We start from the raw sequence: 24,432 nt of genomic DNA, 5'->3' as shown, positions 1-24,432 counted from the left end.
ATCCTGATACTTTAAGGTGAAAAAATTATACGATAAAAACGGCTCAAAATGAGCGAAGCATTTGAATTGAAAAATTATGACATGAATTTTACAGGATTATTCCATTAATTTTAAACGAGAGATAATCTTGTCATATTTTAGTTGAGTATCCCGATAATTATTTTGCAAATCTAGAATCGTATTTTTGCTGTGGTTTATCGCCTGATCATTTTGATGAATGCGATCTTTGAGTGCAGCAGGTACAGACTTGCCTTGACGTATATATTGCAGTTCTTCACGACGTAGTGACACTTGGTCTTGGGCGGTATCTCTGGTGTGTTGTTGTTGAATATTGATTTGAATTTTAATCGCTTTTAACGCTTCTTGTTTTTTTAATTCGGCTGTTCGACTAGAGGTATATGCTTGTTTGAGTCGAAGATCGGTTTCATGTTGTTTGGATTGTATGCTATAGGATTGAGCGTTTTGTTGTGAGCGTTCGGCGTTAAAAGCAGGAACATGACGAATAATCTGCATTCTTCGATCAAGAACATCGTAGCCCTGTTGAATATGAGTTGAAGAAATGGAAGAGCTAATCGTGGCAACACCATTGCGATCATAATAACGATACCAGGCAGGCGTGGGTAAGTTATCGGCAAGTGTTAGAGAAGAAATTGAAAATGGTATAAAAATATAGATGATTATTTTTAGCAATTTTAGCTGGTTAAATGTCATGATGTCCCCGAAAATTGAAAAAGATAATCAAATTTTTATGCATACAGATCATATTATCGGCTAAGGGTTTTATCTGACTCAAGACTAAATTTAAGTTTTTAATGAAAAAAAGGTAGACTAATCAGCTAAAAGTTAATAATTTGTTGGCTGTATCACCAAAAGTCGGCAAACTAGCAGAAAAGCTTCGTTGAAAAAGCAATAAAATAGATGTTTAATATCTGTAAATAACTGTGAAAACCCATCTACATACTGTTGATTTTCATTGTTCCAAGGGGAAGGGATCATTAAATGCAAGAAGATAACCCAAAAAATTTAAAAGTTATGGTAATTGATGATTCAAAAACCATTCGCCGTACAGCTGAAACGCTTTTACAACGTGAAGGATATGAGGTTGTGACCGCAGTAGATGGATTTGAAGCATTGTCAAAAATTGCTGAAACAAATCCAGATATTGTATTCGTTGATATTATGATGCCTCGCTTAGATGGTTACCAAACCTGCGCTTTAATCAAAAATTCACAACAATATCAAAATATTCCAATTATCATGTTGTCGAGTAAAGATAGCTTGTTTGATCAGGCAAAAGGTCGTATTGTGGGTTCAGATCAATATCTGACTAAACCTTTTAGTAAAGATGAGTTGATTGATGCAATTCGTACACACGTTGCATAAGAGTTTTGGGAAAATTAAATAATGGCACGTATTTTAATCGTAGATGATTCTCCTACAGAAACTTTCCGTTTTAAAGAGATTTTGACTAAGCATGGCTATGAAGTGCTTGATGCAAGCAATGGCGCCGATGGCGTTACCTTGGCCGAGTCTGCACTTCCAGATTTAATTCTGATGGATGTGGTCATGCCTGGTGTTAACGGTTTTCAGGCGACCCGTCAAATTACGCGTGCTGAGAAAACCAAACATATTCCGATTATTATTGTGAGTACTAAAGATCAGGCAACTGACCGTGTTTGGGGTAAACGTCAGGGTGCACGTGATTATTTAACAAAACCTGTGGAAGAAGAAGCATTAATCGAAGTAATAAAACAATATCTTAATGCGGGATAAACTATGGCAGCAAATGGTTTTATCGAATTACTTCGCCTAGCAAAACGAGGAAATAAAAACTATACCTCAAGTGAAAATGAAGTAAATCGATGGTCAGGTATTGCGTTTGAAATGTTGGGGCAATTCTTCGTTGCTCCACTTGGGGAAGTATCAGAAGTCATTTATTATCCACATTATACCTTTATTCCCAATAGCCATTCATGGCTAAAGGGATTGGCAAATATTCGTGGTCGACTTCTTTCAATTACAGATTTGCCTGAATACTTTTCAGGTGAACCGAGTCGTAATCCAAGCCAACAAAAAGTATTATGTATTAGTCATCAAGACCAATATCTAGGCTTAGCTGTAGATCAAGTGCTTGGTATTCAACATTTCAATAAAAGAAGTTTCTTTTCAAGTAATAGATCTTTAGATCAACGACTCCAAAAATACTGTCAAGGCTATTTTAGCCAACACCAACGAGACTGGAATATTTTCTTATTCAGCCGAATGCTGAAAGATACTGAATATATGAATGCCGCGATAAAGTAATAAATGATTACATCGCTTAAATATTGCGATTCTGGGGAGAAGCTGGATGGGCTTTTTTGATAAATTAAAAGGTACAACAACAGACCAAATCAGTTTAAATAGTGATGAAGGCTTTGTTCGTAAGATAAAAGACACGCTTGATGCGACTTCGGACACATTTGGTGACCGTGAGCGTGCAAAACCATTTATTCAGATGGGTTTGGTGTGTGCAGCCGTTTCTTTTGTACTTTTATTGGTTCTGGCATATAGCGTACCGCGTAACAAAACCCAGACTGAAAGTTTGGGTGAGTTACGTTTGTTATCTCAGATGATTTCCCGTCAAGCAACTGATGCAACAGCATCGGGTTCTGAGGACTCTGTTAAAAAACTTAAAAACTTACAACAACAATTCAATGCAAGTTTGGCAAGTTTAAAAACAGTTCATAGCCGTGTCGACAATTTAAAGAAAGTTGAAGACCAATGGACGCAAACTTCAAAAAATATTGATACCATCGTTCAAAATGAAAAAATCTTGAACAAATTGTACGATACCAATGTTGCAATTAGTCAGGTTGTTCCTGGTATGCAGGCGCAATATAATGCTGTAGTCGACCAAATGGTACACAGCAATATGCCGAGTAGTCAGGTTGTTATTGCAAAAAACCAAGTGTTGATTGCTGAGCGTATTTTACGTTCAATTGATGCAATTTTATCAGTATCAGACACCTCAAAAGAATCAGCAGATGACTTTAAAACAGATGCCGATACTTTTGGTAAGTATCTCAATGCACAATTAAATGGTAGTGCAGAGTTAGGTGTAGCACGTATTGATGATCCAGATTTGCGTGATCAGCTCACTGAAATTCAGACTGAGTATAATCAAGTCATCAAAACAGGTGCGGCAGTACTTTTCAACAACTCTGCTAAAGTTGCAGCTGTACAGAAATCAACAGCGCAAATCTTTAACCAGTCTGGTGATTTGCTTGCATCATTAAATAAATTATCAACTACAGCATCTGCAACAATTTACTTCTCATTCCTGTTAATTATCAGCTTTGTTGGATTCTTATACTGTGCATATCGTCTTTTAAGCCTACGTGGTGAAGCCGATAAAGTCCGTATGGACAGCTTGCAAGAAGAATATGACCGTAACCAGAATGCGATTTTACGTTTACTTGATGAAATCGCCGATTTGGCAGATGGTGACTTGCGTAGTTATGCAACAGTATCGGAAGACTTTACCGGTGCGATTGCCGACTCTATTAACTTTGCGATTGACCAGTTACGTGACTTGGTATCGCGAATTAATGACACCTCTCAAGAAGTTGCACGTTATTCTCAAGGCACACAGCACATTACCAACCAGCTTGCTGAAGCTGCAGAACATCAGGCACAAGAGATTGCCGGTGCCTCAGCTGCAATGAATGAAATGGCATTGTCTATTGATCAGGTATCTACCAACGCAACAGAATCTGCAGAGGTTGCGCAGCGTTCGGTTGTCATCGCGGCAAATGGCGCGGATGTTGTAAACCGTTCGATTGAAGGTATGGATAATATTCGTGAGCAGATTCAAGAAACCTCAAAACGTATTAAACGTTTGGGTGAATCTTCTCAAGAGATTGGTAACATCGTCTCTCTGATTAACGATATTGCCGACCAAACGAACATCTTGGCTTTGAACGCAGCAATTCAGGCATCTATGGCAGGTGAAGCTGGTCGTGGTTTCGCGGTGGTTGCCGATGAAGTCCAGCGTCTTGCGGAACGTTCAGCATCTGCAACCAAACAGATTGAAAACCTTGTAAAAACCATTCAGGCCGATACCAACGAAGCCGTTATCTCCATGGAACATACGACTGCCGAGGTTGTACGTGGTGCTAACTTGGCGAAGGATGCGGGGGTTGCCTTGGATGAGATCCAAAACGTATCGAAAGCATTGGCACAGTTGATTGACAACATTTCAAATGCTGCACAATTGCAGTCAGCATCTGCAAGTCATATTGCCAATACGATGAACGTTGTACAAGACATTACATCACAAACAACGACTTCAAGTTTTGATACAGCACGATCTGTTTCTGAGTTGGCAAATATGGCGGAGTCACTCCGTGAATCTGTAACAGACTTTAAGTTACCTGAATAAATAACTTTTGTCTGTTGAAAGGGTTTCTTGTTTACGAATGAGAAGCCCTTGGAGCAACCGCAGTAGCTAGATGTCTCTAGCTTGCGCTCAACAATATCAAGCTAAACAGAAGAAGTTTGAGCGATGAAAGAAATACTAAAAAATTTGGTAACAACGATCTCGTTGCCTGAAGATGGCTATTTAGAACAGGATGCTGAGATTTTAGAGATCTTTGTTGAAGAGCTTCAGGAAATCTTGGCTGAATTTGAGCATCTATTTCCATTGTGGTTAGCAGATGCCAATAATGAACAGTATTTAAAAGACATTCGCCGTCATTTCCATACCTTAAAAGGATCTGGGCGAATGGTTGGGGCTTATCAAGCGGGTGAGCTGGCTTGGACAACTGAAGATCTACTCAATCGAGTCATGGCGAAAAGTGTAGATTTGTCTGCTCAGATTCAGCAATTTGCTTTGGCATGCTTTCGGGTTTTTCAATATAAGCTTTATCCGTTATTGCAGCAGCAGCAGGCTTTAACCTTGGACTTGCGCCCACTGGTATTACTTGGACACCAGTTACAGCAACAGCAAACCCCAGATACTGCTTTACAAGATCTTTTGACTGTCACAGCAAACTTGCACAGTGAAGCTGATATTATAGGGCTTGAGTTGGTTGATACTAAGCAATCTGAAACCAAAGATGCTGTGGTTGATATTGCCTTGCCTGTTGAACAATTCGTTGATGTTGATTTGGTTGGTCAACCAGCTTCTGCACAGGCTAAAGAAGAAATCGTATTTTCTGAGACCTTAACAATTTATTTGGAAGAGGCATTAGAGCATTTAGATACGATTAATCAGTTTGTTCAACAACTTGATCCATCTGAAAAACAGATTGATGCGTTAATTCGTGCTTTACATACCTTAAAAGGTAGTTCGGGCATGGCACATATTGAACCAATTTTTCAAGCGAGTGCCAATGTTGAACATGCGTTAAAGGCACATTTACAAAAAGAGAAATCTTTGACAGATGCGGAAACGGATCTATTGGTGAACTTTTCTAAGTTTATCACGACGTATCTCGCTGATCTGAAACAGGAAACGACTGAACAAAGCATTGGTGCAGCTGAAGAGTTTGAGCGTACGTGGCATGAGTACCAAGAAAATCAGCAACATACTAAAGAAGCACTAAATATTAGTGGTTTAATCAATGACATTATGGCGTTGAATATTGACCATTTGCTGGATGCTGAGCATGATTTTGAAAAATCTATTCAAGATGACCCAACACGCTATCTTGCAACTTTAATTCAAGAAGCCACTATTCTTAGAGAGTATACTGATAAATTTTCAACACTCGCATTGCCTCAGTTAGCAGATAAGTTGAAATCTTGCTATCAGGTTGTTTTAGATAAAACATGGGTGTTGGATTCCGACTATACGTTTGAGCTATTTGATGATGCTCATCAAGAATTAATCCATTACTTTGACTTGCTTGCAACGGGGCAAATGGTTTATTTGTCGAACCAGACAGAGCATGTCTTGAATGATTTGTTGGATTGGTTACAGCAACAGCAGCCAGAGCACGTAACAGCAACTGAAACCAGCTTTGATTTATCAAGTTATGTACAGCGATTAGCACAAGATCAACAGGCTTTGGCTCAAGGTGTAGTTCTTGATGATCAAGAGCTTATAGATGTATTCCTTGATGAAGCTGATGATCTGTTAGCACAGATTGATCATTCGTTTAATATATATCAACAAGAACCTGAACACATTAAGGCATTGAATCATTTGATGCGTTATTTGCATACCTTAAAGGGTGGTGCAAATATGATTCAGGCGAAAAATATTGGCTTGATTGCGCATGAGCTGGAAACAATTTTTGAACGTCTGATTAACCGACAATTACAAACATCGCCGAAACTGGTGGCAGTATTGCGTGTGGTGCTTGATGCTGTTGCGGATCGTATTGATTTGGTTCGTGAATCACGATGCGATTATTCGGCAGTCATCACATTACAAGTTTTAGATGAGTTATTGAAGCCGAGCATCAGTCGTCGTGCTGAGCAGACACAAGTCAATGTGTCTGTTGAGCCGATTGTGGTTAAAACTCATGCACCAGTCTTAGCTGAACCAGAGATCAATGTAAATGATCCAATCAGCCGTGTCGCACAGCGTATCTTTAGTGATCATCTTGCAGTGGATAGTGCGGAAGCTATACAGTTGCCAGATGCAGATCTGAATACCATCTTCTTGGAAGAGGCTGAAGATTTACTGGTACAACTTGATCATGACTTTAATGCATATTTGCATGAAAATTATAAGCCTGAATATCTGAATGTCCTGATGCGTCATTTGCATACCCTTAAAGGTGGTGCAAATATGATTCAGGCGACTCAGATCGGTTTAATTGCACATGAACTAGAAACTGTTTATGAGAAATTGATTTATCAGCAATTGCAGCCAACCGAATATTTGCTGGCAGTCTTGCGTCTGGCACAAGATCAGATTGCTGAACGTGTTGAAGTGATTCAGCAAAAAGGAATTGATTATCCAGCAACAGCGATTCTACAAGTTTTACACGAACTTGCTGCAGTTGAAGCAAAAGCGGCTTCACAATCAGTTATTGTTGAGCCTGTGGTTGATCAGCCTGACGCTACAGATCAGGCGGTTGAATTACAAGCATTGATTCAAGAAAGCTTTATTGAAGAAACTCAAGAGCTTATTCAGAAAATTCAGACGCGGTTGCAGCATTGGTTTGATCAGCGTACCAATCGTAGTTTGCTGCTTGAATTGCAACGTGATACACACACTATTAAAGGTGCTGCACGTATGGCGGGGGTGCAACCTGTCATCGATATTGCAACAGCATTGGAAAATACATTCGAACAATTTGCATTACGCCAGTTTAGCTCAAATGTATATGATGGCTTATTGCTCAATATCGTTGCATGGTTGCAGCAGGCGATTCAATCGAATCAATATGATGGTCTAGATACGCTGAAACAGCAGTTGACTTCGATTGAGTTTATTGATGTCTCTGTACAATTACCGCAACAAACTTCTAGTCATCTCGATTTCGCGAATAATCCATTTGCTGGCTTTATTGAAGGGGATGGTACAGAACCTCCTTCAATGCTGGGTGAGTGGGATACTGAAAATACCACAGATCAAAATAATGAGATGATTCGTATTTCTGCAGGTCTAGTTGAGACAATGATCAACTTGACAGGTGAAAATGCAATTAACCGTTCGCGTATTGAAATGGGAATCAGTCAGTTCACCATCACGCTCAATGAAATGGAACTGGCAATTCAGCGTTTGTCTGATCAGTTACGTCGAATGGAAGGCGAACTTGAAACCCAGATTATTGCCAAGCATGGAATGGAAAATTCTCGCTATGCTGATTTTGACCCCTTGGAGATGGATCAATATTCATCCTTGAATCAATTATCTAAATCATTGGCGGAATCTGCATCGGATTTGATCGACTTTAAAGTGACACTAGCCGACAAAGTTCGCGATGCAGAGGCATTACTGTTACAACAGTCCCGTATTCAGGCCGAAATGCAAGATGGCTTGATGCGTGTACGTCTCGTACCATTCTCGCGTATTTTAAGTCGTTTACAGCGTCTCGTTCGCCAAACGTCATCGACTTTGAATCGTGCAGTCAATTTAAACTTTGTCAATCAAGATGTTGAACTTGACCGAAGTATTTTGGAGCGATTGGTTACGCCGTTGGAACACATGATGCGTAACGCGATTGACCATGGGATTGAGTCGGCAGAAGAACGCTTAGCACAGCATAAGCCTGAGGCAGGACGTATTGAGATTGAAATCGGCCGTCAGGGTTCTGATATTGTGGTTGAGGTGCGTGACGATGGGCGAGGAATTAATCCGAGTAAGATCGAAAACAAAGCTCGCCAGCTAGGTTTGATTAGTGCTGATCATAATTTAAGTCAGCAGGAAATTTTACAATACATCTTCCATTCTGGTTTTTCGACAGCAAAAGAAGTTACACAGATTTCTGGTCGTGGTGTCGGTCTGGATGTTGTACAAAGTGAAATTAAAACCCTGGGTGGGCACGTTTCTATTCAATCTGAGCAAGGTCGTGGAACGACATTTATTATCCGCGTTCCAACAACGGTTGCGGTCAGTGATGCCTTGATGGTGAAAGTTGCTGATCAGCAGTTTGCAATTCCATTGACTCAGATTGAGCGTATTGTACGAATTTCTCCACAAGCTCTAGCTGATTACTTTGCAGGTAATGAAGAAGCCTTCGGTATTGATGGACAAAAGTATAAACTGCGTTATGTCTCTGAATTTGTTGGGCATCAGCCAGTACCTCGTTTAAGTGGTGTGGGACATTCGTTACCTGTACTGTTAATTAAAGGTCATAACAACCAGACCGTTGCATTGTTGGTTGACCAGTTGATCGGCTCTCGTGCACAAATTGTAGTGAAACCATTGGGTCAGCAATTAGCAAAAATTGATGTGATCGGTGGTGCAACGATTTTGGGGGATGGTCAAGTTTGTCTGATTCTCGATGGTCATAATATTGCGCGCCGTATCCAAAGCACTCAGCGTACAGCTGCTCTATCTGAACAGCGTCGTGATGTTGCCAAAGTTACTCGTGCTCGCCGATTAGTGATGATTGTCGATGACTCGGTGACAGTACGTAAAGTAACATCGCGCTTATTAGAACGTCATGGTTATGATGTAGTAACAGCAAAAGATGGTGTAGATGCCATTGAGCAAATTGAACATATCAAGCCAGATGTTATGTTGCTTGATATCGAAATGCCTCGAATGGATGGTTTCGAAGTCACCAATACATTGCGTCATCATGCAGTTTATCGTGATTTACCAATCATCATGATTACATCGCGTACAGGTGAAAAACATCGTGAGCGTGCATTTAGCTTAGGTGTAACTCACTATATGGGTAAACCATTCCAGGAAGCAGATTTGCTGCACCATATTGAGCAAATTTTGGTAGAGGCTTGAGGAATAGCAGATGAATACCGAACGTATACATAATATTGATCAGCAAGAGCTGCAACATTTAATTTCAGTCTCTACGGGCTTTATTGATGCTTATATTATTGAGTGTTATAACCAAGTTCCCATGCTGATCCCTCAAAATATTGTATTGTCAGCACAAAATACAGAGACACAAGCCAATGTACTCACTTGGCATGATATTAATTTGCCAATTTATGCGATTCATCATCCTGATATGGAAGAGGGAATTGCCTTAGTCATTGAAGGTGATGAAATTACTCAGCGGTTTGCTTTGTTATGTAATGAAATGCCACGAGGTATCCGCTTACGTATCTCTGAGGTTGTTGATGATGATCGACTGATTGATGACCCTAAAGTTTTCCAATATGTTGTGGCTGAGGGTAAGCAGTATCACATTCCTAATTTGGTAGAAATTCAACGTGAACTGGGAATTTCTGTTTAATTTGAATTGAAAAAAATAAAAAGCCTTCGATCACGAAGGCTTTTTTATTTGGCTTAAATTAGGCAAGCAGTTGTACCAGAATTTCTTCATAAATACGGGCTAAAGGCTCAAGCTCATCGACATTGACATGCTCATTGACCTGATGAATTGTTGCATTGAGTACTCCTAATTCAAGGACTTGTGCGCCTGTTGGTGCAATAAAACGACCATCTGAAGTTCCGCCACTGGTCGATAATTCGGTTTCAATTCCACAAACCTCACGAATTGCATGCTGAGTTGCTTTAACGAGTTCACCCACTGGAGTAAGGAATGGTAAACCAGAGAGTGTCCATTGAATTTCAAAATTTAATTTGTGCTTGTTGAGAATTTCAATCACACGTGTTTGTAATTGTTCGGCGGTGACTTCTGTGCAGTAACGGAAATTGAAAGTTACACTGAGTGTTCCAGGAATCACATTGGTTGCGCCTGTGCCTGCATGGATATTTGAAATCTGGAATGAAGTCGCTGGAAAATATTCATTGCCATGATCCCATACCGTGTTACAAAGCTCGTTCAGTGCAGGAGATGCCTGATGAATCGGGTTGTTGGAAAGATGAGGGTAGGCAACATGACCTTGTTTACCTTGGATGGTTAAAACGGCATTGAGAGATCCGCGGCGTCCATTTTTGACAATATCACCAAGGCGATGAGTGCTTGATGGTTCACCTACAAGGCACCAAGTGAGTTTTTCCTGACGAGCTTCTAAAGTTTCAATCACTTTTACTGTGCCATTAATTGCAGGACCTTCCTCATCGGAAGTAATTAAATACGCAATAGAGCCTTTGTGGTTTGGGTGTTTGGCAACAAAACGCTCGGTTGCAACCACCATGGCAGCGAGTGCTGTTTTCATATCGGCACTACCACGACCGTACAATTTACCGTCTTTAATTTCTGGTTGGAATGGCTGGGTTTTCCAGTCCTCTAGATTACCCGTTGGGACTACATCAGTATGACCTGCAAAGCAGAATACAGGTTCGGTTGTACCTCGGCGTGCCCAAAGGTTATCAACTTCTCCAAAACGCATTGGCTCAATATGAAAGCCAACCTTTGCCAAGCGCTCTGCCATTATGGTTTGGCAGTTATGATCAACAGGTGTCACAGATGGCTGACGTAAAAGTTCTAGACTAAGATCAAGAGTTTCGGAAGTAGACATAAGCAGCAAAAATCTAGCAGGATAAAATTTGTTGATTATGATAGGGGAAAGTCAGCAATAAAAAAACCTTATCAGAAAGATAAGGTTTTTTTGACATCATTATGTTATTACATTTTATCTTGGGTATTTGTTGCAGTATCGGAGACAACGTGCCCTGCAGATGATACATCTTGACCAACACCTCTAAGCGTATTACAACCAGTCAGAACAATAGCAAATGCGATTGAAGCAAATAGAATTTTTTTCATTAAGACTCTCCAGTATGTCATTTTTTGTTACTGTAAGATCAAGCATAAACAAGCCGTATTTAAAAAAGTATTGATGTTTGACATTTAAAATGTAATCACTTTGTAGCATTTGTATACAGAATCAATCAAAGCAGGTTGGCGATACATATAAGTAAGTTGTGTGTTTGCATCATAATATAAGCCGTTGGACCACCACTGTGCAGCAGTTGAAGTTGACTGAAGGTTAGGGCAAATCCATTCATGGCGTGTTAAATGCTGCATGGGCTGTTTCGGAATCGAAGTTCCCCAAACCCCTAAACGACGTTGTGTTGCGATCCATGATGGAGTTGCAAATAATTGATGCTCAGGAAGAAAAAGTTGCCCTTTGAGTACTGCAAATTTTTGCTGAATACGACGCCCCAAAACCTCATCGAACTGGAATTGGCGTTCGGTGAAATGGCGCAGTTTTTTTAAGAAGGTATCATCGCGATTTAAGCCATACCAAAAAGGTAAGCTGTAATCACGTTCTGCCAAGTAATACTTTAATGCCACTTCCCAATGTTCAACTTGTTGGCTTTGATGATTAAATACCACAAAATCAAGTTCACCCAAGGTTTTTGCGCCATCAATTTGTTGTAGGCTATGCCCTAATAGCTCATAGGGGTGATAACGCTGTTCAGGATTGTCTTGTAACCAGAACCATAACAACATTTCAAAGCGTAGTCCTAGGCGTGTGCTTTTGAGTTGTGCTAGAAATTGCTGTAATGGAGTAGGGTCATGATCCAGTTGCTTTAGGCGAGATTGATACTGTAGATAATATTGTTGCCATGTGGCAGCATCATGTAAGTGAAAACCGTGTCGAATCTCCAGTTCCAAAGGCAACTCACACAGTAAATTTGGGCTAGCAATTGCAAAAGCCAATTGTCGTACACAGGGTTGTGTGAAAATTAGCCAAGGCTCAAAATAATCGTTTTGGTGTAAAGGCAGTATGGGGTGAGTCATTAAAATTACACCAATTACCATGAAGACCTTATACTAGCACTGTTCATCTGAGCAGGTTGTTGAATGAAAACATTGTTTTGGCGTATTCTAGTGAGTATCTTTGTCATATTGGCAATGATAGGTGCCATTTTACCTGGAATGCCAACCACCATTTTTTTGATTTTAGCTGCTTGGGCTGCATCGAAAGGCTGGCCACAGATGGATGCATGGTTACTTAATCATCCTAAATATGGCGTAACATTACGCAATTGGCGTGAGCATGGCACAGTACCACGTAAAGCCAAATATTGGGCATCTGGCATGATGTTCATCAGTGCTATGATCATGTTGTTTACCCGAGCGCCACTTCTTGTTAAGGTATTTACCGATATCACAATGTTGATCATTGTCATTTGGCTGTGGCAACGACCTGAACCTGCTGCCCACGATTTGAGAAAATAATGATGCTTCCAACTTCCTTGCATGATGCGGATATTTTAATAGATCTTGAGACTCAAACCTTGATATTGCCTAAACTCAAGAAGAAATATCTGATTTCCTCTGGAAAAAATGGCATTGGCGAAGCTGAAAATAGTGGTAAAACCCCAAGAGGCTGGCATCGAGTTGTAGAAAAAATTGGTCAGAATTTACCAGCTAACAGTGTTTTTATTGCACGGCAAGCAACGGGCGAAACTTATTCGGCAGATTATGCTGCACAGTTTCCTGAACGTGACTGGATTTTATCTCGTATTTTATGGTTACAGGGTCTAGAACAGGGCTTTAACCTTGGTGAGGGTTGTGACACCTATCGCCGTTACATTTATATTCATGGTACGCCAGATAATCAACCAATGGGAATTGCAGCTTCGCATGGGTGTATCCGCATGCGGAATCAGGATGTTATCGAGCTATTTGAATCTATTGCTACGGATGCTTTAGTGTATTTGTCTGAGTGTAAAATTGATCAACAAATTTATGATTCACTTGAGGTTTAAGCCAAAATAACGCCTCATTTTACTGAGATTTACAGCATTTAGCGAAAAATGACTTATTTTTTAATCATTCAGATACAAAAATAACGAAATGCCTCGAAAAGCGTTTGACAGTAGATCAAGATTCTCTATAATGCACCTCACAAACGATAAAGACGTTAAGGGCGCTTAGCTCAGTTGGTAGAGCGTCTGCCTTACAAGCAGAATGTCGGCGGTTCGATCCCGTCAGCGCCCACCAAGCCTTTACGTTAAACTCTCAGTGCAGCGGTAGTTCAGTTGGTTAGAATACCGGCCTGTCACGCCGGGGGTCGCGGGTTCGAGCCCCGTCCGCTGCGCCACTTGTAGAGTTTAATCATTGTTTGTACCACAAATGCGATATTGTGTAAGTGCAGCGGTAGTTCAGTTGGTTAGAATACCGGCCTGTCACGCCGGGGGTCGCGGGTTCGAGTCCCGTCCGCTGCGCCATTTACATAACCGCTTTTGGGGCGCTTAGCTCAGTTGGTAGAGCGTCTGCCTTACAAGCAGAATGTCGGCGGTTCGATCCCGTCAGCGCCCACCATATTACTTAAAAGTTTTAGCGACTTAACTTTTAGGTTTACCGTGCAGCGGTAGTTCAGTTGGTTAGAATACCGGCCTGTCACGCCGGGGGTCGCGGGTTCGAGTCCCGTCCGCTGCGCCATTTAAAGTCCAAACCCCATGAGGGCGCTTAGCTCAGTTGGTAGAGCGTCTGCCTTACAAGCAGAATGTCGGCGGTTCGATCCCGTCAGCGCCCACCATATTTAACTTAAAAGCTTTAGCGACTTAGCTTTTAGGTTTACCGTGCAGCGGTAGTTCAGTTGGTTAGAATACCGGCCTGTCACGCCGGGGGTCGCGGGTTCGAGCCCCGTCCGCTGCGCCATCTCTTAAGTCCACTCCCTATATAGGGCGCTTAGCTCAGTTGGTAGAGCGTCTGCCTTACAAGCAGAATGTCGGCGGTTCGATCCCGTCAGCGCCCACCATATATTTAAAAAATATTCTCCTTTTTTATTTAAATATTCTATATTTCATACTTTGCTTTAAGCTCTGATTGCTGATTGCTGATTGCTGATTGCTGATTGCTGATTGCTGATTGCTGATTGCTGATTGCTGATTGCTGATTGCTGATTGCTGATTGCTGATTGCTGATTGCTGATTGCTGATTGCTGATTGCTGATCAATAAAAAAAACCTCCTATAGGAGGTTTTTTTTATATTTTTATGCTTTAGATTTGCTTAGGTTCACCTACACTTTCTTTTAAGTGTTTGCGAATGGTTTCAAAAGGGAAGTTTCTCGAATCCATGCGTTTTGGCAAAATATATGCGCCTTGTTGATCTTTGACTTTAAAGTTGATGAGCAGGAATTCAGGCGTGTTGTACCATTCGTACATATCTTTCCAGCCTACGGTTCCAACACCTTCTTGTGCACCCATTTGTTGGCGCATGACTAGACCATGAGGTTGTACACCTAAACGAATTCCTTTAATTTCTTGAGTTGGAAATTCGTTCATTTTGCGTTTCACATACCATTCTAAACCAAATTTACGAATGAGTAGATAAACAATGACACAGACAATCGCAACCCAACAAAAAATCGTGGAATAGTTCTTGATCAGGGCAATCCCCAAAAGCGCCAGTACTACCACAGCGCCCATAATTGCCCAAGCTTTAAGGCTGATTTTGTTGGTACTCCGCCAAATCATCAACTGCGCATTACGCTGTTCGGCTTCAGAAACTTCATAATTTACGGGTTGCAAAGTATATGCATATAAGGTTTTAGCGGTCATAGCGAATAGTTACAAATAGATACTCAAAAAGTTTAGCATTAAACATTGGCGAAACGTCAACATATTACACCAAAATCTCAGCTTTTAAAGTGATCCCAATTCACTGGCATCAGTATTATGTTCATTACTCAGGTTTTGTTTGAGCGTCATTAATTGCTCCAGCACACCGAACATCAGTGAGAGTTGTTGTAAAATAATCAGTGCTTTTTGATCATTTTGATTGTTTTGTGATAAGCGTTGACGAATGCTTTGCAGCATATTTTTGGAATTCAAATTTGGGTGCTCATCACGCAATAATACGCCTTGAATATCATCTAGTGCCGAATCGAGCAGGGTTAAAATCTCCTGATCAAGTAGTTGTTCCCGATGTGCACCGAGAGCCGCAATATAGCTTAAAAAAGTATGACTCAGGCAAAGTAGATCAAAAGCTGCGGTTTTTTGGCTTGGATCGAAATCGGGTTCGGTTGCGAGTGTAGAAATCAGTGAGGCAAGTTCAGCATCGCGATTGTGCGCAGTACGGCGTTTAACCCGATAATCTAGTCCGTTGTTTCGCCCTTGGCGGTATTGGTGTACGACTTCGGCTAAATAGTCGCATTGAGCATTGAATGCACGGCGAATACTATGGGGTAGGCGACGGAATTTCCAGTCAGGGAAAATAAATGTGACACCAAACCATGCAAAGCCACAGCCAATAATCGTGTCAATCATACGCGGCAGAGCTGCGGTCGAGCCTAGACCATCAAGGTTGAAGTTAATCAGTGCCAAAATGGTGATAAATGCAGTTGCCTGAGCATATTGTCTACTGCGTAGTTCAAAAAACAAAATCCCGCTGAGAATCAGCACAATCAGTTGTCCTTCAGTCGATGGGATAAATTTTAAGATCAAAAGACCAATCAGAATACCCAGTAAAGTTCCCCAGATTCTTAGGCGTAAGCGGCGTTTGGTCGCGTTAAAATTGGGTTGACTGACGAATAATGCCGTAAGCAGAATCCAGTAACCATATTGAATATGGTCATGTGTAAGTTGTACAAAAACATAGGCACAGAACAATACGATAGACAAACGGATGGCATGACGAAATAACACAGATTCTGGGGTCAGGTTTTGCATGATCCGTACTTTGATATCTGCCCAGCCTTTGAGATCATCATCCTTCAGTTGTTGATCTTGTTGCTTGCTAATATCCATGCTCATAGCACGTTCGGCTTCCAAATTGCGTAGTTGCCCATCAATCGCTTTTAGATTTTGATAGAGTGACATGAGTGCATTGACCCAAATCGGGTCATTTGGATATTGTTCAGGTAGCTTTTTTAAGGATAAACGTAAATTTTCAAAACTATGTTTAAAGCGCTTATTGTGCTGATAGGGCGTATGTTTAATGATGTTATCGCTTAAATCCTTACAAGCTTTGCCTTGTAAAGACAATATGCGCTGAAAGCGAAATAACACATCGCTGTGTTTAAAGTTATCTGTCAGTTGTTGATAGTCAATATGTGCAGAATCGGCACGTTCATGAATATCTTGCGCTACAAAATAATATTGTAGGCTGCGTCGGGTATCTTTTTGCCCACGGTCACCTTTGAGACGAGTCAACAACGCAGTTTTCATATCGTTAAAGAGGGCGATTAACTTGCCATTTTCCATTGACAGGTCAATCATGCTTTGCCGATAGCTGTCTGGTGTCATGTCGACATCGAACAGGTTGGATTTGGCAAAGAGAAAATCACCAAGGCAGGCATAACTTTGTGCCAGTTTGACTTGGACAGGGCGAATCGGAAACAGCAAAAAACTGATGGTGGAGAGAATTCCATACCAAATTGCACCTGTAACCAATAACAACGGCTGCATATACCATTCATCGAACAGATGCACGCCAAGCATGGCATAGACCGATACCACCAGACAGCCATATGAAATAGTGGAATAACGCCGACCAAGTGAACCCAGTAAAATCAGCACAATACAAGCGACAATCAGACCAAGGGCAAAAAATACAGGATGGGGAAATAGCAGCTGTACTGAGCTGGCAGCGACAAAAAAGCCAAAATAAGTATAAAACTGGTTTAAAATCCGTACAGTAAAGCGGTCATCAATGTCACTTAAACCCGCCGCAACCACACCTAAAGTCAGAGGAATTGTCGCCAATTGGAAGTGCAGGAGATAAGGTACAAAAGCCGTTCCAATAAAAGCAATAGCCATACGGAAGTTATACATCAGTGATGCATTGTAAGTGACTCGGCGAATGCGATGTAGCCCAAGATTCAAGTTGTATTTTCCCTAGTCAAAAAATGCCTTGTGATCAAAAATGTACAGTTTGCATGAATATTTTTACCCAGATAAAATTATACGTTGCAGATGATCGACTTGTCTTTACTGTTCAGAATTAAAATTAGTTCACTGTTATTATTAGAGTATTTTTAGGAAACTTTTATATATTCACCATCGGCTGTGACATTGTGTCCAAAACCACAACTGCTGTCAGGTGAACCATTGGTTGAGGTGGTGGCACGAAGCCGATCTCCTTGAAATTTGAGCTGGATTCGGCAAAAGTCATGCTCAAGGGCGTCGGGATAAGTCCATATCGATTGCTGTTGTTGAATCTTGGTTTGATAGTCATATTCTCCCATGTTGGGACCATATAGCAGCCCATTTAAACCAAAATATAAACCTTCAAAATGAATGTAATATTGCTGTTTTGTTTGAGCCTTGACAGTATAAGTTTGCCAAACACCTAAACCTGCGTACATCCAGTATTCACCTGCAAGGCTCTTTGTTATAGCGTGTTGTGGAATCAGTTTTAAATTAAATGCGGTTTTTGCCGATTTCGGGGCAAGACTTAGCCATGCTTTGGCTTTGCCATAATCCTGTGTTTTGATATAGGTCAGGGCAATGCTGTTGTATAAGGTATCTAGGCTGTTTTGGCTCAAATAGGCTGAATTTTTCGCGGTAAATATCTGTTTGGCTAAGTCACTCGGATCTTCTTTCAGGCGTAAACAGCTTTCCATATAGCCCACTTGTTCAGTCCAGATTTTTCGTGCTTGTAGATATTGGGCTTTTTTATAGTGCTGTTCGGCTTGGCTATTCAGGGTTGCGAGTGTGGTACAAAATTTAAGTTGCTGGGTTTCGTTATCTGACCAATCTGCATGTGCGATAGAGTTCATGGCAAGGCATAGGCTGCCTGAAATAAAGCTTGTTTTTAAAATGGGCAACATGATTTATTCTCAGCTCATTTGCAATTTTGTTACAGCATAAAAGTAATCTTTTTCGACATAATCAGCTTTTTTGTATCTGATAAAAATAGTGAAAATGAAAAAAAGTATTATATTGAGTCTATTATTGAGTGGCTGTATGACCACTTATGTCCATGCTAATGACCGGTCGTTTCAGTATAAAGACTGGGAAATGGTGTGTGATAACACCCGAACCTGTCGGGCTGCGGGCTATTCTGCTGATGAAGCCCAAGCACGGGTGTCGGTGTTGCTGACCCGTAAGGCAGGGGTAAATCAACCTGTTACTGCACAAGTTCAACTTGCCGATGTTGGTGATACCGAAGATGTTCCAGTTCCTAAAGCCGTGGATTTCTGGGTTGGTCAGCAAAATTTAGGCAGAATTCTCCTCAAAGATGCAGGCGGTGATTTAAATGCAATGCAAACACGTGCATTGTTAACCGCGTTAAAAGGCAGCCAACGTATTTATTTTGCTGCGGGCAAGTCACGTTGGGAATTGTCGAGTACAGGTGCAAATGCAGTCTTATTGAAAGTCGATGAACAGCAGGGTCGTTTAAATACCTCATCTGCATTGATTCGTGTGGGCAATCACTCCGAGCAGTCGGTTTTTCCTGCCTTGCCGATGCCAATCATTCATCAACAGAAAATTCCAGTGGCTAATTTACAGCTTTGGCAAAAGCAGGTGGACTGGAATGCTCTCACGCAAAATCTGAAAGCCCAGCAAGCAAAAAACAAATCCGATGATCAGGAGTGTTCAAGCCTGACCGAAAATAATGAATACACCAAGTTTGAGCCACAAGTCGAAGCAGTCTTACCGAATAAACGTTTGCTGGTCAGTGGCTTATGTTGGCGCGGAGCGTATAACAAAGGCTATGGCTACTGGATTATTCAGCAGCAAAAACCGTATAAACCGCAACTGATTACTGTGAGTGCTTCAGGTTATGAAAAGGGTGTGATTGATGCGGCACAAAAAGGTCGTGGTTTGGGAGATTGCTGGTGGCATGCCCAGTGGGTCTGGAATGGTCAAAACTTTGTGAAAAGTTCAGATGCGACTACAGGCATGTGTCGTATGATTCAACTGGGCGGAGCATGGGATTTGCCGAGTTATGTCAGTCATGTGAAATAAGCTTGAGGGATGCGAAAAAAAGCATCCCTCAATGGGTTAAGCCTGTGGGTAGGCATAGCGCTGAAAAACTTCAGTCTGTTCCATCTGTTGCTGTAGTTGGGTGATGTGCGGATAGTTCACTTTAGCAATCAGTCCTGTGAGTTTTTTCTGGATAAATGTCCAGACAATTGCAAGGCTGATACAGACCTGATCTTCTGGATGAAATGGATAGCCTTGAAGCTGTTGTTCAATGGCTTGGCAGGCTTTTTCAGCCTGGTGTAGAACCCGTTGTTTCCATGTCGGGTTTTGCAGTTCTGCTGCACGTAATTGAGTTTCATAAACATATTGCACCGCTTTTTCTGCCAAAGCTAAAATTAAGCCCAAAAGTTGGTAACCTTGAGCTGATAGTGCAAAGAAGCTAAGCTTTTGTTGATGCTCCAGATATTGCAAAATCAGGGTGGAATCCATCAGGTATGTACCATCATCGAGCAATAAGGTTGGTGCTTTGACCACAGGATTAATCTGGGAAAATTCATTAAAAGTGGAAAACACAGACAATTGAATCAGTTCAAAGTCGATCTGTTGACTGGCTAGGCTAATCGCAACACGTCGTACAAAAGGTGAATTGAGCATTCCGTAAAGTTTCATGGCAAATCTCTGTGTCTCATGATGTTTTTTATCAGCATACACAAATTATTCGGCGTTGATTTTCGTATTTCTAACACAGGCTGTAAGGAAGACTTACATGGCACAATTGCCATCATTACAGATGCTTAAAAGCTTTGAAGCAGTCAGTCGGCTGGGAAGTTTTACCCAAGCCGCCGCAGAACTGCATGTTTCACATTCGGCCATTAGTCAGCAGGTCAAGGCACTGGAAGCTTATTTGGGGCGGCAGTTATTGCAACGGCAAACCAAGAAAGTCACGGTTTTAGAAGATGGACGTTTATATGCAATTCAAATTCGTGATGCACTGAAATCTTTGGAAGATGCTACCTTTCAGCTCAAAAGTAATCCGCGTCAGGCTGAACTGGTGATTGCTACTTTACCGTCCTTTGCTGCACATTGGCTTGCACCACGGTTGATGGATTTTCGCCAATTGTACCCACAGATTCATTTGAAATTATTGGTCGATTTGGCAGTCGGAGATCTCAGTGAGCAACAGTTTGATGTTGCGATTCGTATGGGCAATGGCGACTGGCGGGCGGCAGCGCAGAAAAACCTTTTGTTCTATGATGAATTATGGGTGGTTGCAGCAGCAGATTTCCAACAGGGGCGACTGTATTTTTCTGATCAGCAGATTATTGAAACCCCTGTGATTTCATCACTGGAAACATGGAACTGGTGGTGTGAAAAGACTGGTTTGGCATTACCTGAGCAGACCTTATTGCAGGTCAATGACTCCAATGTGGTGATTGAAATGCTACGCCGAGGTTTAGGTATTGCCTTGGAACGTAAAAGTGTGGTGTTTGATTTGGTACAGCAAGGCGTGCTCAAGAAAATTTCCAATACCGTGGTGGCATATCCGTGGGCATACTGGAGTGTGATTCCTGAAGGGCAGACGCTACAGCCAGAAACCAGCCTGTTTTTAGACTGGCTCAGGCAACAAGTGATGGTCTATGAACAGGCTTTAACGTTCTAGGCTATGTTGTAATTGCAGGATGACATCCTCAAGCACTTTAATGCGTTTGACTTCATCCCAGAGTTGTTTTCCTTCAGGATAGGCTTTGCTCATCATGCCAAGCCATTGTTTGTAACGTCCAACCATGCCGATTTCAGTTTTGCTTGGACCATTCAAGAAGCGGATTTGTAGCTCCACCAAATCTTGCCAAGACAGCAAGGCATGATCGGATTTTTGGCGAATACACTGGGTCAAATCTGGCGTGGTGACTGCACCGCGTCCAAGCATGAGATCTTCACAACCCGACTGGATTTGACATGTTTTTGCATGCTGGTAATTCCAGATTTCACCATTGGCAATTACATTGATTTTTAGCGCTTCACGAATTGGTCGAATTTTTTCCCAGTAGGCAGGTGGGGTATAACCATCAGCTTTGGTTCGGGCATGTACCGTGAGCCAGTTTGCACCTGCATCTTCAATCGCATGCGCGTTGTCCATGGTGTGGTTTTCATCCAGATAACCCAAACGCATTTTGGCAGACACAGGAATATGTGCAGGCACCGCATCACGAACAGCTTTGACCAAAATATGCACGACATCGGGTTCATCCAGTAATACTGAGCCACCACGGTGGCGATTGACTGTTTTGGCAGGGCAGCCAAAATTTAGGTCAATGGCAGGTGCACCGAGTTCAACAGCGCGTACGGCATTGGCTGCCAGCATTTCGGGGTTATTTCCCAAAAACTGCACATGTACGGGTGTACCTGCGGCAGTTTTACCGCCATTTTTTAGTTCAGGGCAGTAGCTGTCATAGACATGTTCGGGCAACAGACTGTCAGTCACTCGAATAAATTCTGTCACACACCAGTCAAAACTGCCCACATGCGTTAGCACATCACGCATAATTGGATCGGTTAGGCCTTCCATGGGTGCAAGAATCAGTTTCAATGGCATTGCCCTAAAAATAAAAACAGCGTTATACGCAAATTGTACAACGCTGTCTAGGGTGATTGGACAGGATTAACGACCTAAAATCATTTCCAGAATAAATTTACTGCCAATAAATCCGACAGCCAGTAATGCAAACCCAATCAGGGTAAAGCGAATCGCTTTTTGTCCACGCCAGCCAAATTTGAAGTGACCAATCAGGAGCACGCCATAAACAACCCATGAAATGAGGCTAAACACAGTTTTATGGGCAAGATGCTGCCCCAAGAAACTGTCTACGGTGAAGAACCCAAAGCCCAAAGCAATGGTGAGTACCACAAAACCCGTCATGAGCATGTCAAATAACAGTGACTCCATGACTTGAAACGGCGGTAATAAGTTGACCCACAGGCGTTTTTGTTTTTTCTTGAGTTCGCGGTCTTGGAACCACATCAGTACTGCCTGAATGGTTGCCATGAGTAAGACTGCATAGGCAGACAACGACAAGATGATATGTGCATCAAGTCCAAGTGAATGTTCTTCAATAAACTGATTTGGTTGGCTAAAAGCAAAACCAAAAATAAGCCCTGTCGCTGCGACAGGAATGCCCAGTAAATTCAGGGCAAGAACGGGACGATAGGTGTTGTATACTGCGCTCAATACGAGCATTAACCCAGAAGTAAACGACATTAGGTTGAAAACGTCGTAATTGACCCCATGTGTTGTTAACATGTCATGTTCTAAAATATAGCCATGTAACAACAGACCTATGCTCAGAATGACGCCAATAAACCAACGGTTTGGCTCACGCTTCGCTAATAAGTGCATAAAGGAGTACCAAAAACCAGTGGTATAAGCGATTAAAGCCAGTATCGTGTACACCAAGGGGAGACTGATCATGTCAAACCTTTGTTGGAATAATGAATATTCATGCTATGCGATATAATTTCGATGTGAACTCAAGTATCCTATAGCATTTCATGCATAAATTTTCTATTTTTGAGAAAGATTTTTTTGCAACAGACCATTTAAAGCGGAATTTGCAATGTTTGACACCTTAACAGAACGACTCTCACAGAGTTTAAGAAATGTTACCGGTACAGGACAACTGACCGAAGACAATATTAAAGACACCCTGCGAGAAGTGCGTATGGCACTTCTAGAGGCGGATGTTGCCTTACCTGTAACTCGTGAGTTTATCGCGAAAGTTAAGGAACAGGCACTTGGACAAGAAGTCATGAGCCAACTGTCTCCAGGACAGGCTTTTGTCAAGATTGTTCATGATGAACTGACCAAAATGATGGGTGAGGAAAACCAAAGCCTGGATTTGGCAGCAAAACCGCCAGTCGTGATTTTATTGGCAGGTTTGCAGGGTGCGGGTAAAACCACCACTGCGGCAAAATTGGCACGCTTCTTAAAAGAACGCCAAAAGAAAAAAGTCATGACTGTTTCTGCCGACGTTTATCGCCCAGCAGCGATTAAACAGTTAGAAACGGTTTCAGCCGAAGTCGGTGCAGAATTTATTTCATCAAGTGCAGATGAAAAACCGATTGATATTGTCAATCGCGCCATTGAGCAAGCAAAAATCAAGTTTGCCGATGTGTTGATTGTCGATACGGCAGGTCGTTTACATGTCGATGAAGACATGATGGACGAAATTAAAGAATTGCACGCTGCAGTTAAACCAACCGAAACCTTGTTTGTGGTCGATGCCATGACGGGTCAGGATGCGGCAAATACAGCAAAAGCCTTTAATGATGCCTTGCCGCTCACTGGTGTGATTTTGACCAAAACTGATGGTGATGCACGCGGTGGTGCGGCGCTTTCAGTGCGTGCCATTACTGGCAAGCCAATCAAGTTCTTGGGTATGGGTGAAAAACTCGATGCCCTAGAACCGTTCCACCCTGAACGTATTGCCCAGCGTATTTTGGGTATGGGTGACGTGCTGTCTTTGGTTGAGGAAGTTGAACGCAAACTCGACAAAGAAAAAGCCGAAAAAATGGCGAAAAAATTGCAAAAAGGCGGTAGCTTCAACTTTGAAGATATGCTGACGCAATTTGAGCAAATGAGTAAAATGGGCGGCATGATGGGTTTCTTGGACAAGTTGCCTGGCATGAGCGGTGCAGGTTTGCAGCAAGCGATTCAGCAAGCCAACCCTGAAAAACAAGTTAAAAAGATGGAAGCCATCATCTTGTCGATGACGCTCAAAGAGCGCCGTAACCCAGAATTAATGAACCCAAGCCGTAAAAAACGTATCGCAGCAGGTTGTGGTATGGATGTTGCGGAGGTCAACAAGTTGATCAAGCAACATGCGCAAATGGCAAAAATGATGAAGAAATTTGCCAATCCGTCAGGTTTGGGCAAAATGATGCGTTCACTCAGCGGTATGCAAAAGCAGTTCGGTGGTGGCGGTGGTGGTATGGGGCCATTATTTGGTGGCAACGACCAGAAAAAATAAAATTTTCTGTATAAAAAAGAGGCGCATATTGCGCCTCT

21 protein-coding genes and 8 tRNA genes are annotated in these 24,432 nt (G+C 41.9%); 19 read left to right on the top strand and 10 right to left on the bottom strand.

Annotated features, from left to right (window positions below; translation table 11 throughout):
- Positions 1-96: 96 nt before the first annotated feature.
- Positions 97-711 (bottom strand): hypothetical protein, encoded by a 615-nt coding sequence (locus ACX1N5_RS12150; protein ID WP_458802680.1) that lies wholly within the window; start codon positions 709-711, stop codon positions 97-99.
- 288 nt (positions 712-999) lie between these two features.
- Between ACX1N5_RS12150 and pilG the strand changes: the two genes are divergently transcribed.
- The 6 genes from pilG to ACX1N5_RS12120 all read left to right on the top strand — a co-directional run bounded on the left by pilG (position 1,000) and on the right by ACX1N5_RS12120 (position 9,866).
- A complete protein-coding gene (pilG, locus tag ACX1N5_RS12145; RefSeq protein ID WP_004901860.1) occupies positions 1,000-1,383 on the top strand; it encodes a twitching motility response regulator PilG in 384 nt (127 codons plus the stop codon).
- A 21-nt stretch (positions 1,384-1,404) separates the two neighbouring features.
- Positions 1,405-1,773 carry a response regulator gene (locus ACX1N5_RS12140; protein ID WP_004750724.1) on the top strand — a complete coding sequence of 123 codons (369 nt, stop codon included), beginning with the start codon at positions 1,405-1,407 and terminating at the stop codon, positions 1,771-1,773.
- A 3-nt stretch (positions 1,774-1,776) separates the two neighbouring features.
- Positions 1,777-2,304 carry a chemotaxis protein CheW gene (locus ACX1N5_RS12135; protein WP_131382167.1) on the top strand — a complete coding sequence of 176 codons (528 nt, stop codon included), beginning with the start codon at positions 1,777-1,779 and terminating at the stop codon, positions 2,302-2,304.
- Positions 2,305-2,350: 46 nt separating this feature from the next.
- Positions 2,351-4,423: a methyl-accepting chemotaxis protein gene (locus ACX1N5_RS12130; protein ID WP_131382166.1), complete on the top strand. Its 2,073-nt coding sequence runs from the start codon at positions 2,351-2,353 to the stop codon at positions 4,421-4,423.
- Positions 4,424-4,546: 123 nt separating this feature from the next.
- Positions 4,547-9,406: a hybrid sensor histidine kinase/response regulator gene (locus ACX1N5_RS12125; protein WP_458802677.1), complete on the top strand. Its 4,860-nt coding sequence runs from the start codon at positions 4,547-4,549 to the stop codon at positions 9,404-9,406.
- A 10-nt stretch (positions 9,407-9,416) separates the two neighbouring features.
- On the top strand, positions 9,417-9,866 hold the full coding sequence (locus ACX1N5_RS12120; protein ID WP_131382162.1) for a hypothetical protein: 450 nt from the start codon (positions 9,417-9,419) through the stop codon (positions 9,864-9,866).
- 58 nt (positions 9,867-9,924) lie between these two features.
- Here the strand turns inward: ACX1N5_RS12120 and dapE are convergent, their stop codons facing one another.
- The 3 genes from dapE to ACX1N5_RS12105 all read right to left on the bottom strand — a co-directional run bounded on the left by dapE (position 9,925) and on the right by ACX1N5_RS12105 (position 12,308).
- Positions 9,925-11,058, bottom strand: coding sequence for a succinyl-diaminopimelate desuccinylase (gene dapE / locus ACX1N5_RS12115; protein ID WP_458802675.1), 1,134 nt, complete (start codon positions 11,056-11,058; stop codon positions 9,925-9,927).
- 107 nt (positions 11,059-11,165) lie between these two features.
- Positions 11,166-11,306 carry an entericidin A/B family lipoprotein gene (locus ACX1N5_RS12110; protein WP_131382159.1) on the bottom strand — a complete coding sequence of 47 codons (141 nt, stop codon included), beginning with the start codon at positions 11,304-11,306 and terminating at the stop codon, positions 11,166-11,168.
- Between the two features lie 84 nt (positions 11,307-11,390).
- The gene (locus ACX1N5_RS12105) at positions 11,391-12,308 is read right to left on the bottom strand and encodes a DUF1853 family protein (protein WP_458802673.1); all 918 of its coding nucleotides are present in this window, start codon (positions 12,306-12,308) and stop codon (positions 11,391-11,393) included.
- Between the two features lie 42 nt (positions 12,309-12,350).
- Between ACX1N5_RS12105 and ACX1N5_RS12100 the strand changes: the two genes are divergently transcribed.
- The 10 genes from ACX1N5_RS12100 to ACX1N5_RS12055 all read left to right on the top strand — a co-directional run bounded on the left by ACX1N5_RS12100 (position 12,351) and on the right by ACX1N5_RS12055 (position 14,256).
- Positions 12,351-12,728 carry a YbaN family protein gene (locus ACX1N5_RS12100; protein WP_458802671.1) on the top strand — a complete coding sequence of 126 codons (378 nt, stop codon included), beginning with the start codon at positions 12,351-12,353 and terminating at the stop codon, positions 12,726-12,728.
- Positions 12,728-13,261, top strand: coding sequence for a cell wall-recycling L,D-carboxypeptidase ElsL (gene elsL, locus ACX1N5_RS12095; RefSeq protein ID WP_458802669.1), 534 nt, complete (start codon positions 12,728-12,730; stop codon positions 13,259-13,261). Before ACX1N5_RS12100 ends, elsL begins: the two co-directional genes overlap by 1 nt.
- A 159-nt stretch (positions 13,262-13,420) precedes the next feature.
- Positions 13,421-13,496 (top strand) — tRNA-Val (locus ACX1N5_RS12090).
- Between the two features lie 23 nt (positions 13,497-13,519).
- Positions 13,520-13,596: transfer RNA gene (locus ACX1N5_RS12085), tRNA-Asp, on the top strand.
- 50 nt (positions 13,597-13,646) lie between these two features.
- Positions 13,647-13,723: transfer RNA gene (locus tag ACX1N5_RS12080), tRNA-Asp, on the top strand.
- A gap of 18 nt (positions 13,724-13,741) precedes the next feature.
- Positions 13,742-13,817 (top strand) — tRNA-Val (locus ACX1N5_RS12075).
- Positions 13,818-13,860: 43 nt separating this feature from the next.
- Positions 13,861-13,937: transfer RNA gene (locus ACX1N5_RS12070), tRNA-Asp, on the top strand.
- 21 nt (positions 13,938-13,958) lie between these two features.
- Positions 13,959-14,034: transfer RNA gene (locus ACX1N5_RS12065), tRNA-Val, on the top strand.
- A 45-nt stretch (positions 14,035-14,079) separates the two neighbouring features.
- Positions 14,080-14,156: transfer RNA gene (locus ACX1N5_RS12060), tRNA-Asp, on the top strand.
- A gap of 24 nt (positions 14,157-14,180) precedes the next feature.
- Positions 14,181-14,256 (top strand) — tRNA-Val (locus tag ACX1N5_RS12055).
- 242 nt (positions 14,257-14,498) lie between these two features.
- On the opposite strand, the gene ACX1N5_RS12050 is transcribed toward ACX1N5_RS12055, so the two are convergent.
- The 3 genes from ACX1N5_RS12050 to ACX1N5_RS12040 all read right to left on the bottom strand — a co-directional run bounded on the left by ACX1N5_RS12050 (position 14,499) and on the right by ACX1N5_RS12040 (position 18,271).
- Complete coding sequence (locus tag ACX1N5_RS12050; RefSeq protein ID WP_004750745.1) at positions 14,499-15,059, bottom strand: hypothetical protein; 561 nt, start codon at positions 15,057-15,059, stop codon at positions 14,499-14,501.
- Between the two features lie 84 nt (positions 15,060-15,143).
- The gene (yccS, locus tag ACX1N5_RS12045) at positions 15,144-17,324 is read right to left on the bottom strand and encodes a YccS family putative transporter (protein ID WP_458802808.1); all 2,181 of its coding nucleotides are present in this window, start codon (positions 17,322-17,324) and stop codon (positions 15,144-15,146) included.
- A 152-nt stretch (positions 17,325-17,476) separates the two neighbouring features.
- A complete protein-coding gene (locus ACX1N5_RS12040) occupies positions 17,477-18,271 on the bottom strand; it encodes a hypothetical protein (RefSeq protein WP_458802810.1) in 795 nt (264 codons plus the stop codon).
- A gap of 136 nt (positions 18,272-18,407) precedes the next feature.
- Between ACX1N5_RS12040 and ACX1N5_RS12035 the strand changes: the two genes are divergently transcribed.
- Positions 18,408-19,412, top strand: coding sequence for a DUF1176 domain-containing protein (locus ACX1N5_RS12035; RefSeq protein WP_458802811.1), 1,005 nt, complete (start codon positions 18,408-18,410; stop codon positions 19,410-19,412).
- A gap of 36 nt (positions 19,413-19,448) precedes the next feature.
- Here ACX1N5_RS12035 and ACX1N5_RS12030 read toward each other — a convergent pair whose 3' ends face one another.
- Positions 19,449-20,039 (bottom strand): glutathione S-transferase family protein, encoded by a 591-nt coding sequence (locus ACX1N5_RS12030; protein WP_458802813.1) that lies wholly within the window; start codon positions 20,037-20,039, stop codon positions 19,449-19,451.
- 97 nt (positions 20,040-20,136) lie between these two features.
- On the opposite strand from ACX1N5_RS12030, the gene ACX1N5_RS12025 reads away from it, so the two are divergent.
- Positions 20,137-21,030, top strand: a complete 894-nt coding sequence (locus tag ACX1N5_RS12025; RefSeq protein ID WP_458802815.1) for a LysR substrate-binding domain-containing protein — start codon at positions 20,137-20,139, stop codon at positions 21,028-21,030.
- Here ACX1N5_RS12025 and ACX1N5_RS12020 read toward each other — a convergent pair.
- A complete protein-coding gene (locus ACX1N5_RS12020; protein WP_458802817.1) occupies positions 21,019-21,957 on the bottom strand; it encodes a tRNA-dihydrouridine synthase in 939 nt (312 codons plus the stop codon). The genes ACX1N5_RS12025 and ACX1N5_RS12020 overlap by 12 nt on opposite strands.
- A gap of 72 nt (positions 21,958-22,029) precedes the next feature.
- Complete coding sequence (locus ACX1N5_RS12015) at positions 22,030-22,836, bottom strand: cytochrome C assembly family protein (protein ID WP_131382283.1); 807 nt, start codon at positions 22,834-22,836, stop codon at positions 22,030-22,032.
- Between the two features lie 145 nt (positions 22,837-22,981).
- On the opposite strand from ACX1N5_RS12015, the gene ffh reads away from it, so the two are divergent.
- The gene (gene ffh / locus ACX1N5_RS12010) at positions 22,982-24,394 is read left to right on the top strand and encodes a signal recognition particle protein (RefSeq protein WP_004750760.1); all 1,413 of its coding nucleotides are present in this window, start codon (positions 22,982-22,984) and stop codon (positions 24,392-24,394) included.
- Positions 24,395-24,432: the final 38 nt, after the last annotated feature.

Source organism: Acinetobacter sp. ANC 4636 (assembly GCF_054454555.1).
This window is presented reverse-complemented; position numbering and strand designations above follow the sequence as displayed.